18 protein-coding genes and 2 other annotated features (1 of these 20 only partly in view) are annotated in these 13,414 nt (G+C 38.0%); of the genes, 1 reads left to right on the top strand and 17 read right to left on the bottom strand.

The window, feature by feature from the left end; all coding sequences use genetic code 11:
* Nucleotides 1-27 precede the first annotated feature (27 nt).
* The 11 genes from AA0X71_RS06840 to AA0X71_RS06790 all read right to left on the bottom strand — a co-directional run bounded on the left by AA0X71_RS06840 (nucleotide 28) and on the right by AA0X71_RS06790 (nucleotide 7,534).
* Nucleotides 28-228, bottom strand: coding sequence for an ATPase (locus AA0X71_RS06840; protein ID WP_413360665.1), 201 nt, complete (start codon nucleotides 226-228; stop codon nucleotides 28-30).
* A 12-nt stretch (nucleotides 229-240) separates the two neighbouring features.
* Nucleotides 241-447 (bottom strand): histidine phosphatase family protein, encoded by a 207-nt coding sequence (locus AA0X71_RS06835; protein ID WP_413360662.1) that lies wholly within the window; start codon nucleotides 445-447, stop codon nucleotides 241-243.
* 13 nt (nucleotides 448-460) lie between these two features.
* Nucleotides 461-658: a hypothetical protein gene (locus AA0X71_RS06830; protein ID WP_413360660.1), complete on the bottom strand. Its 198-nt coding sequence runs from the start codon at nucleotides 656-658 to the stop codon at nucleotides 461-463.
* 555 nt (nucleotides 659-1,213) lie between these two features.
* The gene (locus AA0X71_RS06825) at nucleotides 1,214-2,128 is read right to left on the bottom strand and encodes a sensor histidine kinase (RefSeq protein ID WP_413360657.1); all 915 of its coding nucleotides are present in this window, start codon (nucleotides 2,126-2,128) and stop codon (nucleotides 1,214-1,216) included.
* A gap of 18 nt (nucleotides 2,129-2,146) precedes the next feature.
* Nucleotides 2,147-2,824, bottom strand: coding sequence for a response regulator transcription factor (locus tag AA0X71_RS06820; RefSeq protein WP_413360655.1), 678 nt, complete (start codon nucleotides 2,822-2,824; stop codon nucleotides 2,147-2,149).
* Nucleotides 2,825-2,834: 10 nt separating this feature from the next.
* Nucleotides 2,835-3,614 (bottom strand): ABC transporter permease, encoded by a 780-nt coding sequence (locus AA0X71_RS06815; protein WP_413360652.1) that lies wholly within the window; start codon nucleotides 3,612-3,614, stop codon nucleotides 2,835-2,837.
* Nucleotides 3,607-4,524, bottom strand: coding sequence for an ATP-binding cassette domain-containing protein (locus tag AA0X71_RS06810; protein WP_413360649.1), 918 nt, complete (start codon nucleotides 4,522-4,524; stop codon nucleotides 3,607-3,609). Before AA0X71_RS06810 ends, AA0X71_RS06815 begins: the two co-directional genes overlap by 8 nt.
* A 151-nt stretch (nucleotides 4,525-4,675) precedes the next feature.
* Complete coding sequence (locus tag AA0X71_RS06805; protein ID WP_413360647.1) at nucleotides 4,676-5,431, bottom strand: SDR family oxidoreductase; 756 nt, start codon at nucleotides 5,429-5,431, stop codon at nucleotides 4,676-4,678.
* A gap of 54 nt (nucleotides 5,432-5,485) precedes the next feature.
* Nucleotides 5,486-5,776, bottom strand: a complete 291-nt coding sequence (locus AA0X71_RS06800) for an RNA polymerase alpha subunit C-terminal domain-containing protein (protein ID WP_413360645.1) — start codon at nucleotides 5,774-5,776, stop codon at nucleotides 5,486-5,488.
* Between the two features lie 114 nt (nucleotides 5,777-5,890).
* Nucleotides 5,891-6,976, bottom strand: coding sequence for a M42 family metallopeptidase (locus AA0X71_RS06795; RefSeq protein ID WP_413360643.1), 1,086 nt, complete (start codon nucleotides 6,974-6,976; stop codon nucleotides 5,891-5,893).
* A gap of 66 nt (nucleotides 6,977-7,042) precedes the next feature.
* The gene (locus AA0X71_RS06790; RefSeq protein WP_413360641.1) at nucleotides 7,043-7,534 is read right to left on the bottom strand and encodes a dUTP diphosphatase; all 492 of its coding nucleotides are present in this window, start codon (nucleotides 7,532-7,534) and stop codon (nucleotides 7,043-7,045) included.
* 159 nt (nucleotides 7,535-7,693) lie between these two features.
* Between AA0X71_RS06790 and AA0X71_RS06785 the strand changes: the two genes are divergently transcribed.
* A complete protein-coding gene (locus AA0X71_RS06785; RefSeq protein ID WP_413360639.1) occupies nucleotides 7,694-8,104 on the top strand; it encodes a sigma-w pathway protein ysdB in 411 nt (136 codons plus the stop codon).
* Between the two features lie 455 nt (nucleotides 8,105-8,559).
* Here AA0X71_RS06785 and AA0X71_RS06780 read toward each other — a convergent pair whose 3' ends face one another.
* From AA0X71_RS06780 to thrS, 6 genes are all read right to left on the bottom strand, one after another.
* Complete coding sequence (locus tag AA0X71_RS06780) at nucleotides 8,560-9,132, bottom strand: TVP38/TMEM64 family protein (protein ID WP_413360637.1); 573 nt, start codon at nucleotides 9,130-9,132, stop codon at nucleotides 8,560-8,562.
* A 122-nt stretch (nucleotides 9,133-9,254) separates the two neighbouring features.
* Nucleotides 9,255-9,518: a DUF1294 domain-containing protein gene (locus AA0X71_RS06775; RefSeq protein WP_413360634.1), complete on the bottom strand. Its 264-nt coding sequence runs from the start codon at nucleotides 9,516-9,518 to the stop codon at nucleotides 9,255-9,257.
* A gap of 108 nt (nucleotides 9,519-9,626) precedes the next feature.
* Nucleotides 9,627-9,986, bottom strand: coding sequence for a 50S ribosomal protein L20 (rplT, locus tag AA0X71_RS06770; RefSeq protein WP_413360631.1), 360 nt, complete (start codon nucleotides 9,984-9,986; stop codon nucleotides 9,627-9,629).
* A gap of 28 nt (nucleotides 9,987-10,014) precedes the next feature.
* On the bottom strand, nucleotides 10,015-10,215 hold the full coding sequence (gene rpmI, locus AA0X71_RS06765) for a 50S ribosomal protein L35 (protein ID WP_019154796.1): 201 nt from the start codon (nucleotides 10,213-10,215) through the stop codon (nucleotides 10,015-10,017).
* Between the two features lie 17 nt (nucleotides 10,216-10,232).
* Nucleotides 10,233-10,736 carry a translation initiation factor IF-3 gene (gene infC / locus AA0X71_RS06760; RefSeq protein ID WP_413360628.1) on the bottom strand — a complete coding sequence of 168 codons (504 nt, stop codon included), beginning with the start codon at nucleotides 10,734-10,736 and terminating at the stop codon, nucleotides 10,233-10,235.
* 128 nt (nucleotides 10,737-10,864) lie between these two features.
* Nucleotides 10,865-11,000 (bottom strand) — a sequence feature (ribosomal protein L20 leader region).
* Between the two features lie 185 nt (nucleotides 11,001-11,185).
* On the bottom strand, nucleotides 11,186-13,120 hold the full coding sequence (gene thrS, locus AA0X71_RS06755; protein ID WP_413360626.1) for a threonine--tRNA ligase: 1,935 nt from the start codon (nucleotides 13,118-13,120) through the stop codon (nucleotides 11,186-11,188).
* A 238-nt stretch (nucleotides 13,121-13,358) separates the two neighbouring features.
* Nucleotides 13,359-13,414 (bottom strand) — a binding site (T-box leader); it runs 195 nt beyond the window's last position.

Here is a 13,414-nt window from a genome sequence, read left to right as displayed (position 1 = left end):
CACCATTTTACATAGTCTCAAATAACCTTATGAAGATTTATATTTTATAATTCTCTCACTTATAAAACCAACTAAAAGTCCCAGTACAATAGGTAAGAAAGCAATCTCACTATATGAAAATGAGATTTTCAATGTAAGAAAATCGACATCAAATAAATAGCCTATCAAATATAATACGATCATCGTTCCAAATGAAAACATTAACGGTATCCAAAAGAGCTTATTCACAGAACCATCTCCCTATCTATATTGTGAAAGGTACGCAATTTGATTGAAATTCTTAATATTCCACTCTCCTTGAGAAAAAGTAATATTAATTATACAAGCATTGACTAGCTTTGTTTTTCCAGAACCTACTTCACCATCAGACAACTCCGCCAATATCGCATTAATCACCGCTCCATGAGCGACCACTATCACTCTTTTATTCTTATATTTTAAATCCATTTTCTCTAACCCCTCAGTCATCACCAAAATCACGCTCGATAATTTCAGTCATTTCAACCATCGGTATACCTACTATCTTACTAATAATTTCTGCAGTTTGTTGTTCCTTGGGCACATGTCCCAGTAGTTTGCTTAATCTCTCATATTGGTCTTCAATGAAATTTTTGAGCGACGTATCTCTATCTAATAGAGTCCCATCTAAATCAACCAAACCGCTTTTATCATTTTGTATGCTATCCCCTTAACCACAAATTTCATTTCCTAATGTTTCCTTTTCTCTAAAACTCATGTTAATTCCTGCAAATAATGAGAAAAGTATGTCTCATGAAGCGTGCATGGAACAAGGTTTGAGCCTTTTCTTGAGGATGGTTTGTCTCATGAAGGAGTCATGAAACATGGTTTGAGCCTTTTCTTAAGCAAAGTATGTCTCATGAAGCCCCCATGGAACATGGTTTAAGCCATCTCTTGAGCAAAGTATGTCTCATAAAGCCCTCATGGAACATGATTTGAACCATTTCTTGAGGAAGGTATGTCTCATGAAGCCCTCATGGAACATGATTTGAACCATTTCTTGAGGAAGGTATGTCTCATGAAGCCCTCATGGAACATGGTTTAAGCCATCTCTTGAGGAAAGTTTGTCTCATGAAGTCCTCATGAAACCAGAACTATGCCATTTCTTTTGGACGGTATGTCTCATGAAGGAGTCATGGAACCAGATTCGAGCCGTTTGAATAAAAAAATACGACTGCCATCGTAGCAGTCGCATTTAATTCATTTTCTCCATCCTAATATTCGGAAGATAAATTGTAAGAACAAACCAATTATCTAGCAGTTTTGCATCCATTCTCCCATTCATCTTTTCAACTAGCTTTTTCGACAGATATAACCCTAACCCACTTGCTTCGGTATTCGTTCTACTGGTGACCTCTGTATAAAAACGCGTAAATACTTTCTCTACAGCCATTTTACTATCTGGTTTGACGTCATTTCTAATACTAAAAACAAGAAAGTCTTCTTCATTCTCATAGCTGATTATCGCATTACTTTTTGCATAACGAAGAATATTCTGTACGATGTTTTGGATCACACGAGTTAACATTAATTTATCGGCGATTATTTGGTTTTCATTCGTTTGTTCGGGAAATTGGAGTTCAATTTTCTTTTCCTCCAATTGTTCATAAAAAGACAAAAAGATTTCTTCCACTAACTTAGATAGCGAAATCGACGATAATGCCATTTCTTTTTGATTCGTTTCCATACGTGCTAAGTCATAGAAGTGTTCCGTCATTTCAATTAGTCGTTGTACAGACTCCTCAATAATCGATACATAATGTGCTCTCTTTGCATCATCCGTATTACCATTTAAAAGTTGTACATACCCATTAATAGATGTGAGTGGTGTCCGCAAATCATGTGAAAGTCCTGCAATGGATAGCTTTACGTTCTCCTCCATTTGTTTTGCTTGGAGATTTTTGTCTTCAAACTCATCAATCATTTGATTCAATTCATCAACTAAATCTAGCAAAGCCTTTTCACGAAAATTTAGAGATAATCTACCGCCAAAGCTAGCACGAGTCGGAATGCTTTTAATCTCTTGTTTCAAATTTCTAATTTCTCTTTTCAAAAAGTAAAGATAAAAAAGAAGCGCTAATGCTAGGAAAACAAATAACCATCCCCACATTCCAAACACGCTCCCTTTTTAATCAAATTTGAAGCCAATGCCCCATACCGTTTTAATATAGTTTGTATCTTCTTGGTTTAGTTTATTTCTTAGATTGCTGATATGCATATTAATCGTTTTATCACTATCAAAATAAGGTTCATTCCAAACACTTTCGTAAATATTAGCGCGACTAAATACTTTTTGTGGATTCTCTAGAAAAAGAAGAAGGATAGCATACTCGCGACCAGTAAGATGTACGGTATGATCATGATCATTAACGAAAACATCTCGAGTCTCTAAATTGACTCGAAGATTTTTATAATGAATTTCTTGCAGATCGTTTACAAAAGTCTTTGAAGCATGACGTAATTGAATGTGAACTCGGGCAAGGAGTTCCTTTACATCAAATGGTTTCGTCAGGTAATCATCTGCACCATTAGTCAAAAGCTCCAATTTCGAATCTTGATCCATTTTTGCTGAGATGACAATGACTGGTACGTTAGAGTTATGCCTAATTTCATGGAGAAAATCTTCTCCATTCATCCCCGGTAACATCAAATCTAAGAGAACTAAATCTACTTGATTATGTTCGAAAAGTAATCGTCCTTCTGTCCCTGAGAATGCACTTAATGTCTTTAAATTCTCTAACTCTAACGTTTCTTTCATGAGCGAATGAATCGCCATATCGTCTTCAATGATTAATACCGTTGTCATTTTCACCGACCTACTTTATATCTGTTCGTTTAAAAAGCAGAATTCCTATAATTGATGATAACACGATTGTAATTAAACTAACCAATATCATGTCAGGATACTTTGCCACATCTATTGGACTTGCGAAATCGGAATAGAACAAAAATGATTCTGTAAACCAGTATGTCACTTGTTTAAAATGCTCGGTTTCTAGAAAGATTCCTGCACCAAAACCTGTTCCAATCGTATAAAGGAAACTCCAAACAAGGGAAATCGCACTGTTTTTTGTTATAAAGCTAATCATTACATAGATGGATACATTGGCCAAAATCAATATATAAAGGGTTATAAAAGTTTTCATCGCATACCAGCCGTAATTACTTATTTCGGATACTTCACCAAAGCCTAGAACGATTGAAAAACTGATCATACCAAGCGCTGTCATAACAACTACACCAACAAATGCAAGGAGTGAAGCAATCACCAATTTTGACAGATAATAATGAGTCCGACTGCGGCCTAAAGACAACGCATTGCGAATTGTCCCATTTTGAAATTCTTCACCTATGAAAAATCCAATAAATGCACACATCGCAAGTAACACAGTCAAACCATTTTTCTCCATCATAAGAATACCTGTTGCCCCATTAATAACCGTGTCTTTTGCCTGAACAAGCTCTGTTCCATAACTCACAATCATTTTACTATTCACCGCTTGAATGATAGGAAGCAGGGACAATATAGCGAGTACAATCAGTAATTTTTTACTGCGAATTAATTTAATCCTCTCTGCTGTTAAAAGATTAAGCATGATTTCCTCCTCCTGTTAATTGTAAAAAATATTCTTCAAGTTTTTGTCGGGTTGTCCCAATTCGTGAAACGTTCACATCAGCTAACACTAAAGATCGGTTAATTCTAGAGACATCATTTAAACGTTCATAAATGTTGATGTCAGTTCCATTGATGACTTCATAATCACGAATCCCTAATTCATCTAGTACGACAACTGCTTTTTGAACCTCTCCAGTTTCTAATTCAATATATTGGCGCGTTTCATTTGCGAGCTCTTCCCTTGATAGCTCTTTGATGAGTTTTCCATCGTGTAAAATGCCATAATGGGTAGCGATTTGTGATAGCTCATCGAGTAAATGGCTTGAAAGCAACACGGTGATCCCTCGTTCAGATACCAATCGATGAATGATTTCACGCATTTCAACTATTCCTGAAGGATCAAGCCCGTTCGTTGGCTCGTCTAAAATTAAGAATTCAGGATGTGTAATAAGCGTTGAAGCAATCGCTAAGCGTTGGCGCATTCCTAATGAAAAGTTCTTCGCTTTCTTTTTTCCTGTATGCTCTAGGCTCATTAAACGAAGCAATTCATCAATCTCGCGTTCACTGATACCACCGTTTGCCGCTTGTACTCTGAGATTATCCCGAGCTGTTAATTCTGGGTAAAGGGCGGGAGTTTCAATCGATTGGCCCATTTTTCTTCTTGCATGTTGCAATCCCTTCACACCTGTTTTCCCAAACAGTTCAATTTCACCTTCGTCGATTGTGATTAATCCCATCACAGTACGCATGAATGTCGATTTCCCGGCACCATTCTCGCCGATTAGACCATAAATCATTCCCCGCTTTATTTCGATTGACACTTTATCGAGCGCCTTGTGTTTCCCATATTTTTTTGAAACATTGGTTGCTTTAAGAATTGTCTCCGTCATAAAATGTTCTTCCTTTCGAACTTGATAAACTTAGGATAAACAATACCTATAAAAAAATAGACTAGAAAAGTATAAAGAAAGTATAAAGAAACACAGAAAGGCGGAACCCAATTTTAATGATGGGTTCCGCCTTCGAGATATGAATTTTCTCCTAGCCCCGAATAAACCCACCTTCAGAATGAATCACCTGACCAGTGATCCACTGTGCTTCATCACTAGCAAGAAAAGCAATGATTCTTGCAACATCTTCCGGTTTTCCAATACGCCCCATTGGAAATTTGGGTAATAGATATTCCCTGATTTCATCGTTCATCCACGTCGAGTCTGTCGGTCCTGGGTTTACAGCATTCACCGTTATCCCTATTGGTGCAAGTTCTTGAGATAACGACTTCGAAAAGGCTGAGATCGCTCCTTTTGTTGCTACATATGCTAACTCTCCTGGCATTGGGCCTAAATCTTGTCCAGATGTCATATTAATGATTCTTCCTGTTTGTACATTCGCTTTTTCAAAACGCCGAGCAAATTCCACACAAAGGAGAAAAGTAGATCTCATATTCACTGCATAATGTTCATCTAGTGTTTTAGCATCCAAAACCAAGTATCCATCATTCTTTGAATGGGCTGCATTATTGACCAAGATCGATGGGAATCCTAGTTTCTTTTCCACAAAGTCGAGAATTTCAATTACCGCATTACCTTCTGACAAATCAATATTTAGACTTTCACAGCGGACACCCAAATTGACCATTTCCTGTTGAAACCCGTCAATCCAATCCTGTTCCGCTTTCCAATGGGTAAAGAAAATATCAATCCCTTGTGAAGCCAATTTGCGACAAATGGCTGTTCCGATATCTCTTGGACTACTAGCTCCTGTCACAATCGCAATTTTATTTTTCAACAACATCATCTATTCCTCCAGCTCCGAGATAACATACCCTTTTAACAATTTTCACAGATTAAACTATTTTTTAAACTCTAATCCTTCTTCCTCTAACGAAGCTCTCAGCGACGGTATAGAAGCAGGTCCTACTCCATGGAGTTTTAGAATCTCTTTCTCCGTGTACTTGGACAGTTCTTGCAAAGTCTCAATCCCTTCATGAATTAAGGCATTTCTTGCAGGAGAGCTGAGCTTCGAAAGAAATCCGCTCTGTGGTTTATTCTCTTTATCGCAAATCGGACAGCTCCTACAACCACTACTTTTATAAAATTCATGACCTTTTTCGCATACTCTAAGGCTTTTATTTGTGGCCATAATAATACCTCCCTATCCATTTCCTTATTTCAACATGATAAGGCTATTATCCTTGTTAAATTAAAAATAGCATACCAATCAAGAATCAGATCGGTATGCTATCTGTGTTAAATATTATTCGTAAGTAATCTTGTTCACTGTATCCGCGTCAAGGCGCTTGATAACCTCTACGATTAATTTTACGGCATTTTCATAGTCATCACGATGTAACATCGCTGCGTGAGAATGGATGTATCTTGTTGCAACCGAAATTGCTAGCGAAGGAACACCTTCATGTGATAAGTGAATAGATCCTGCATCCGTTCCGCCGCCTGCAACAAGATCAAATTGATAAGGGATGTTTAATTCGTCAGCCACTCCTATGACGAAATCACGAAGGCCTTTATGGGAAACCATCGAAGCATCATATAAAAGTATTTGAGGACCTTTCCCCATTTTACTCATTGCTTCCTTCTCCGTAATTCCTGGAGTATCTCCAGCAATCCCTACATCTACTGCAAATCCGATATCAGGGTTGATCGTATAAGTTGACGTTTTCGCTCCTCTTAAGCCAACCTCTTCTTGAACGTTCCCAACTCCATAGACGACATTTTCGTGGTTTTCCCCTTTAAGCTGCTTCAGAACATCGATAGCAATCGCACAACCGATGCGGTTATCCCACGCTTTTGCGAGAAGCATCTTTTTATTGTTCATGACCGTAAATTCGAAATATGGTACGACCATATCCCCTGGCTTAACGCCCCATTCTTGTGCCTCTTCACGACTTGATGCCCCAATATCAATAAACATATCCTTAATCTCAACTGGCTTCTTGCGTGCTTCTGGAGATAAAATATGCGGTGGCTTTGAACCGATAACCCCTGTCACATCCCCTTTGCTTGTCACAATTGTTACACGTTGTGCAAGCATGACTTGTGACCACCAGCCACCAACTGTTTGGAAGCGTAAAAATCCTTTTTCATCAATTTGCGTTACCATAAAACCAACTTCATCTAAATGGCCAGCCACGACAACCTTTGGTCCGCCTTCTTTTCCAACCTTTTTGGCAATCAAGCTCCCTAAACCATCTGTTGTGACTTCATCAGAAAATGGCTCAATATACTTTTTCATTACTTCACGCGGTTCTCTTTCGTTACCTGGAATACCCTTCGCATCCGTTAGTTCCTTGAGCATCGATAAGGTTTCATCTAATTTAGTCATTATTTCGACTCCCTTAATATGTATAATATGGCTACATTATAACGAAAATTATTGTAAATGTACAAGTTAATACCCTTCCTGCTGCCTCTTATAATTTACTTCATTTTTGGAAATGTATGCTTCCTTTATTTCTGAATCACTAAAGCCTAGAAGTGCAGCTAACCATAAATAATGCTCAAACATTTCTTTATAAGCAGCGAGTGTCTTAGTAGCACGAAACATATGGACAGATTCATACACTTTTAGAAATTGCTCAGTCAAATTGTGCTCATTAAGCTTATGGGCAGAAATTTCCTCAATCTCCTTAAAGCCACATTCAATTCCTAATGAAACAATAAAATGAATGCCATCGACAAACTCTTCTAATATAACACTTCGAGCTGAAGGTTCCTTCAAGCTCCAAAATTTAAAACATCTTGTTTCGTTCGCTAATTCGCCCACTTCCACTAGTAACGCAAGTGTTTTTCGATCAAATAAATCCTCGTCATCCAATTGATGCTTCTGTTCAATATGTCGGTCTAACCCTTGCTGCATCGCAAAAATTTCTTTTAACTCCATCTATTTCCCCCGCTATCTATTTAATTGCTATATAGTTTCATGATAACGAAAACTGGGCAGAAATGAAATATCTCATTCTTTTTTGAAAATATATTAAAAAAAATGAAACCATTTTCCTTTTCAATCGTAAATAAGTCAAAATGACTGGAGGACTATACTATGTGGATGATACGTTTCTTATTATTCGCCCTCATAATCTTTTTAATATACAGCCTGATTAAGTACCTACTAAATCCAAAACGGAAGCTAGAGCTTGCCCATGAGCAAAAACGCTTCTTCTTCCTTGATAATAAAAACAATGTTCGAAAAAACTTTCTCATTACGTATAAAGGCGTTTTATTTGAAGGCGAAAAATATTTAGGGACCACAGATAATGCATTTGAAGTCGTTAACGTATTTATTTGGCCACATCGTGTTGCTTCATTAAATGGCCTTGTTCGAGAGGATTTCGAATTTATTGAGAAAAAGGTTCAAGAGAGTTATCCGAATGCAAGCATTGACTGGAAAAGTCCCATTCATGAATTTATGAAAAAGAATAATAGCTCTAAGGCTCCATTTACTGATAAGTAACAAACGGGCTCTCTACATGAGAGCCCTTTTTCGGTTGTATTCTTATTAATAGAGACAAGTACTGACGTATGAATTGGCTTGCGTCTTTTCTTTATTTATCGAACTTTCTACAGATCTAGAGGGTCCGCTTTTTAACGGATTGGGGCACCCGAGTGAGATGATAAATAGCAGGAAAATTTCCGCTTATTTAGCAAATATCGTCAAAAACAGCTCAAATAGACGGAGAAATTCCACCTATCGATTCGAAAAAAGTGAAAATAGGAGATTTTGCTCTCCATAAGCGGAAAATCCCCGCTTATATCCCCTGAAACAAGCTTCATTGAAGCATCTAACCGGAAAACCTCCGCTTATTTTACTTTCGCTGGTTACTCGCCAAGGACAAAACATCTTATTTTAAAAGAAACGTCATTTCTGCACGTATTTTTAAAAATGCTCTCCAAAAACAGCCCAGTTTTTCAAGCAGTCGCTTTAAAAAAATCACGCCATTTGATCACCGTCATTTTTTCCCTAAGAATATAGACAAGAATGGAAAGTGAAAATAAGATAACCAGGATCATTGTCGGTGTAAAGCGACTAATAAACTCACCAAAGACTGTGTAGAAGAATGCGAGAGGAAGGTTAGTCAAGAAGGAGGCCTTCATATAATCCTTAAAGCCTCGATGTCGTTCTAATAGACAAAAGCTTAGGAGATGATAATGAATAAAGGGAATTAACCGCAAAATTGCTACTTGGCCAGTCGTTAAATTGCGATATTCACCAAACCATTTTTTCTTAATGCCACTTAATTTTTCATGGGTTTTCGGCATTCGCTGGATCAATACATAAAAGAGAAAACTGCTTAATAACAATCCGATACATGAGTAAAAGGTGCCAGCAACAGTTCCGAAGAGCACTCCTCCAGCGATGCAGATGACCACAACCGGAATAAATAAAAACTGTCTTAGAAAATGAAATAGTATGAATGCAATCGGCGCCAGAAATCCACTGGTTTGCGCGATAACCAAGAGCATTGCTACCTGTTCTTCCATGCTACCACCTTCTTTAATTGTGTCATTCCCAGATGCAGGGGCTTTATTAAAAGTCTAAATAGATGCGTTATTAAAGCTTATCATCTCATCTACCCTTTTATGACAAAAAATTTGAATAAGCATTACTCAAAAAAGAAATATCCAATCGCCCCTATTTGAAATAATGCAAGGGCAGGGAATCCCCATTTAAAAGCGAGATGCTTCGTTTTATGGCGAAACCAGTTCATTCCAATTGTCATGCCGAGAGCACCACCTACTAACGCAACCGTCCATAACGTTTTTTCACTAATACGATATTGATTTTTCCTCGCTTTACTTTTGTCACTATACATAAGATAAAGTCCAATGATATTGACAACGATTATGTAAATGAATGATCCAACCATCCTTTTCATCCCTTTCTCATTATGCATAAAAGCCATTCTCTAAACGCAAGAGAATGGCTTTGTTGAAATAAGCTTGAACCGGCGAAAAGCCGACTTCAACTTATCAAATTATTTGCTTAAGTTTTGCTTAGCTACTGATGCTAATTCAGCAAATGCTTTTTCATCTGCAACAGCTAAGTCAGCAAGCATTTTACGGTTTACTTCGATACCAGCTTGCTTTAAACCGAACATTAAACGGCTATAAGAAAGTCCGTTCATGCGAGCTGCAGCGTTGATACGAGTAATCCAAAGCTTACGGAAGTCGCGCTTTTTCTGGCGACGGTCACGATAAGCATACATTAAAGATTTCATTACCTGTTGGTTAGCAACTTTATATAATGTATGTTTTGAACCGAAATAACCTTTAGCTAATTTTAAAACTTTTTTACGACGTTTGCGAGTAACTGTACCGCCTTTTACACGTGGCATTCTATTTCCCTCCTATGTTTCGAAAATATTACTTAAGATTTACTAATAAATTACGGATACGCTTGAAATCTCCAGAAGAAACAAGTGCTCCTTTGCGTAGTTTACGCTTTTGTTTTTGAGATTTGTTAGCGAACATATGGCTTCTGTAAGCATGAGAACGCTTCAGTTTACCAGATCCTGTTCTCTTGAAACGCTTTGCAGCGCCGCGGTGAGTTTTCATTTTTGGCATTTGGAATTTCCTCCTTATTACTTCTCGTTTTTAGGGGCAAGCATCATGAACATGCTTCTTCCGTCCATCTTTGGATGGGATTCAACTGTAGCAACTTCTTTACAGCTTTCAGCAAAACGGACTAAAACACGTTGACCAATTTCTTTATGAGTAATGGCACGACCTTTAAATCGAATCGATGCTTTGACCTTATCGCCTTTTTCTAAAAATTTAATGGCATTTCGTAGCTTTGTATTAAAGTCATGCTCATCAATTGTTGGGCTTAAACGAACTTCTTTAACATTGATAATCTTTTGATTCTTACGTGCTTCTTTTTCCTTCTTCTGTTGTTCGAATTTAAACTTACCGTAGTCCATAATACGAGCTACCGGTGGTTTCGCATTCGGTGCAACAAGCACAAGGTCCAAGTTCACACGTGTTGCAATTTCAAGTGCTTCGATCTTTGACTTAATTCCAAGCTGTTCGCCATTTTGATCAATAAGACGAACTTCTCGGGCACGAATACCTTCATTCAATAACATGTCTTTGCTAATAGTTAGACACCTCCAAGAATTTTTACGAACACAACGTTTGGGTCAAGAATTTTTCCAACATAAACGTTCAATAATGGCTACTAAAAAGTTGAATCGCAGTGTTTACCTTATTGTTCGCAAATAAAAAAGTGTGGATGAATAATACACCCACACTTTACGAAAACAAACGTAAACAAATAATTATGTTCGTAAAACCTGCCAACTGCGCTTTTGCGTCAATCAGGTGAGAAGCGGGTGCTTCTTCTTTTCCCTAAACTCGTATTCAGTTACCTAACTATTCTACAATAAACGATGCTACCTGTCAACGTAACACGAAATGTTTTAAGCAACTATCTAAATTGCAATGACAAAAGTTATCTTATCAAAACTTTTACAGCTTGGCAATAACTTTTTCAAAATTATACTTGGGAATTATTTGTTATTTTTTTACAAATATTTTATACTCGCGCAACCTCTTTGTTTAACGCGACAAGGAAATCGCTAAATGGAACCGTTTCAGACTTCTGCTCTCCATATTTACGAACATTAACAGCCTTTTCCGCCATTTCATTATCTCCCACAACGAGCATGTATGGAATCTTTTGCATTTGTGCTTCTCGAATTTTATAACCCATTTTCTCATTACGATCATCAAGTTCAACACGGAATCCTTCCGCTTTCAGTTGCTCAAGAACCTCACGCGCATAATCGTAATGAACATCTGGAGATACTGGGATCACCTGAACCTGTACTGGAGCTAACCAAGTTGGGAAGGCGCCCTTGTATTCTTCGATTAGGAAGGCCACAAAGCGTTCCATTGTTGACACGACCCCACGGTGAATAACGACTGGGCGATGCTGCTTTCCATCTTCCCCAACATATGTTAAGTCAAAGCGTTCTGGTAATAAGAAGTCTAATTGGACAGTTGAAAGAGTTTCGTCTTTTCCAAGAGCTGTCTTCACTTGAACATCAAGCTTCGGTCCGTAGAATGCCGCTTCTCCTTCAGCTTCAAAATAATCTAAGCCTAAATCATCCATCGCTTCTTTTAGCATCGATTGGGCTTTTTCCCACATTTCATCATCATCAAAGTATTTCTCTGTATCCGCTGGGTCACGGTAGGATAAACGGAATGTATAGTCATTAATATCAAAGTCTTTGTATACTTCTAAAATAAGATTGACGACACGCTTAAATTCATCCTTAATTTGATCTGGACGGACAAACACGTGAGCATCATTTAACGTCATGCCACGAACACGCTGTAATCCAGATAATGCACCAGACATTTCATAACGGTGCATTGTACCCAGCTCAGCAATCCGGATTGGGAGCTCACGGTAGCTATGGATTCCTTGCTTGTAAACCATCATATGATGTGGACAGTTCATCGGACGTAGAACGAGTTGCTCGTTATCCATTTCCATCGGTGGGAACATATCTTCTTGATAGTGAGCCCAGTGACCTGAAGTTTTATAAAGCTCGACACTTCCCATAATTGGTGTATACACATGATCATAGCCTAAGCGTACTTCTTTATCCACGATATAGCGTTCAATTGTACGGCGAATCGTTGCACCTTTTGGAAGCCAAAGTGGTAAACCTTGCCCGACTAATTGAGAGCTTGTAAATAAGTTAAGCTCTTTTCCAATTTTACGGTGGTCACGTTCTTTTGCTTCTTCAAGCAAACGTAAATGCTCGTCCAAATCTTCCTTCTTGAAGAAGGCAGTACCATAAATTCTTTGGAGCATTTTATTTTTGCTATCTCCACGCCAGTACGCACCTGCAATGCTTAATAGTTTAAACTCCTTGATTTTACCTGTAGAAGGAACATGGACACCACGACATAGATCAAAGAAATCACCTTGTTCATAGATTGTCACCTTCTCATCAGCTGGAATGGCATCGATTAATTCTAATTTATACTCGTCACCAATTTCCTTATATAGCTCAATCGCCTCATCTCGGCTAACTTCCTTACGAACCACCTCGATGTTTTCATTGATGATTTTTTTCATTTCTTTTTCAATGACAGGAAGATCTTCCGGTGTAATCGATTGATCTAAATCAATGTCATAGTAGAATCCACCCTCAATAACGGGACCTACGCCAAGCTTCACATCTTTATACAAACGCTTGATTGCTTGCGCCATTAAATGGGCTGTACTGTGGCGTAACACCTCTAGTGCTTCATCACTTCCAACAGTAACAATTTCAATCGCACCATCTTCTTCAATTGGACGACGAAGATCATACATTTCTCCATTCAATTTACCAGCAAGCGACTTCTTTTTTAGCCCTGGGCTAATCGAAGCAGCTACATCTTCTGTCGTTACTCCCAAAGGAAATTCCTTAACCGCACCATCTGGAAACGATAATTTAATCACATCTGACATTTTCTTTTCCTCCTTTTAATAATGGCTCTTTTCGATTACCCTATTTCTCTTGAGTACGAATTAGTTGATTCAATACCTAATTTCATTCAATAACAATAAAGGTGGATGCGAAAAGTGCCGCGCAAAATGAATATGTACCTTTGAACCACGTATGAAGTGTAAATGTCGGCTTTTGGACATTTACACAAAAAATTCTCTCCCCGTGAAACTTTAGAACATATAAAAAACCCGTCCCTCAGAAAGGGACGAGTTATCGTAATTAACACGTGGTTCCACCCTAATTCTCATTTTTCC

Origin of the sequence: Robertmurraya phoenicis, from assembly GCF_047302285.1 — a bacterium.
Lineage (GTDB): Bacteria > Bacillota > Bacilli > Bacillales > Cytobacillaceae > Robertmurraya.
The sequence above is the reverse complement of the archived record's forward strand: the minus strand, read 5'-3'. Positions and strand labels throughout refer to the sequence as shown.

Bases quoted from the DNA above. Each gene is read 5' to 3' on its own strand.
- AA0X71_RS06835 (WP_413360662.1), bottom strand. From the start codon at position 447: ATGGATTTAAAATATAAGAATAAAAGAGTGATAGTGGTCGCTCATGGA.
- AA0X71_RS06825 (WP_413360657.1), bottom strand. From the start codon at position 2,128: ATGTGGGGATGGTTATTTGTTTTCCTAGCATTAGCGCTTCTTTTTTAT.
- AA0X71_RS06820 (WP_413360655.1), bottom strand. From the start codon at position 2,824: ATGACAACGGTATTAATCATTGAAGACGATATGGCGATTCATTCGCTC.
- AA0X71_RS06815 (WP_413360652.1), bottom strand. From the start codon at position 3,614: ATGCTTAATCTTTTAACAGCAGAGAGGATTAAATTAATTCGCAGTAAA.
- AA0X71_RS06810 (WP_413360649.1), bottom strand. From the start codon at position 4,524: ATGACGGAGACAATTCTTAAAGCAACCAATGTTTCAAAAAAATATGGG.
- AA0X71_RS06805 (WP_413360647.1), bottom strand. From the start codon at position 5,431: ATGATGTTGTTGAAAAATAAAATTGCGATTGTGACAGGAGCTAGTAGT.
- AA0X71_RS06800 (WP_413360645.1), bottom strand. From the start codon at position 5,776: ATGGCCACAAATAAAAGCCTTAGAGTATGCGAAAAAGGTCATGAATTT.
- AA0X71_RS06795 (WP_413360643.1), bottom strand. From the start codon at position 6,976: ATGACTAAATTAGATGAAACCTTATCGATGCTCAAGGAACTAACGGAT.
- AA0X71_RS06790 (WP_413360641.1), bottom strand. From the start codon at position 7,534: ATGGAGTTAAAAGAAATTTTTGCGATGCAGCAAGGGTTAGACCGACAT.
- AA0X71_RS06785 (WP_413360639.1), top strand. From the start codon at position 7,694: ATGTGGATGATACGTTTCTTATTATTCGCCCTCATAATCTTTTTAATA.
- AA0X71_RS06780 (WP_413360637.1), bottom strand. From the start codon at position 9,132: ATGGAAGAACAGGTAGCAATGCTCTTGGTTATCGCGCAAACCAGTGGA.
- AA0X71_RS06775 (WP_413360634.1), bottom strand. From the start codon at position 9,518: ATGGTTGGATCATTCATTTACATAATCGTTGTCAATATCATTGGACTT.
- rplT (WP_413360631.1), bottom strand. From the start codon at position 9,986: ATGCCACGTGTAAAAGGCGGTACAGTTACTCGCAAACGTCGTAAAAAA.
- rpmI (WP_019154796.1), bottom strand. From the start codon at position 10,215: ATGCCAAAAATGAAAACTCACCGCGGCGCTGCAAAGCGTTTCAAGAGA.
- infC (WP_413360628.1), bottom strand. From the start codon at position 10,736: ATGTTATTGAATGAAGGTATTCGTGCCCGAGAAGTTCGTCTTATTGAT.
- thrS (WP_413360626.1), bottom strand. From the start codon at position 13,120: ATGTCAGATGTGATTAAATTATCGTTTCCAGATGGTGCGGTTAAGGAA.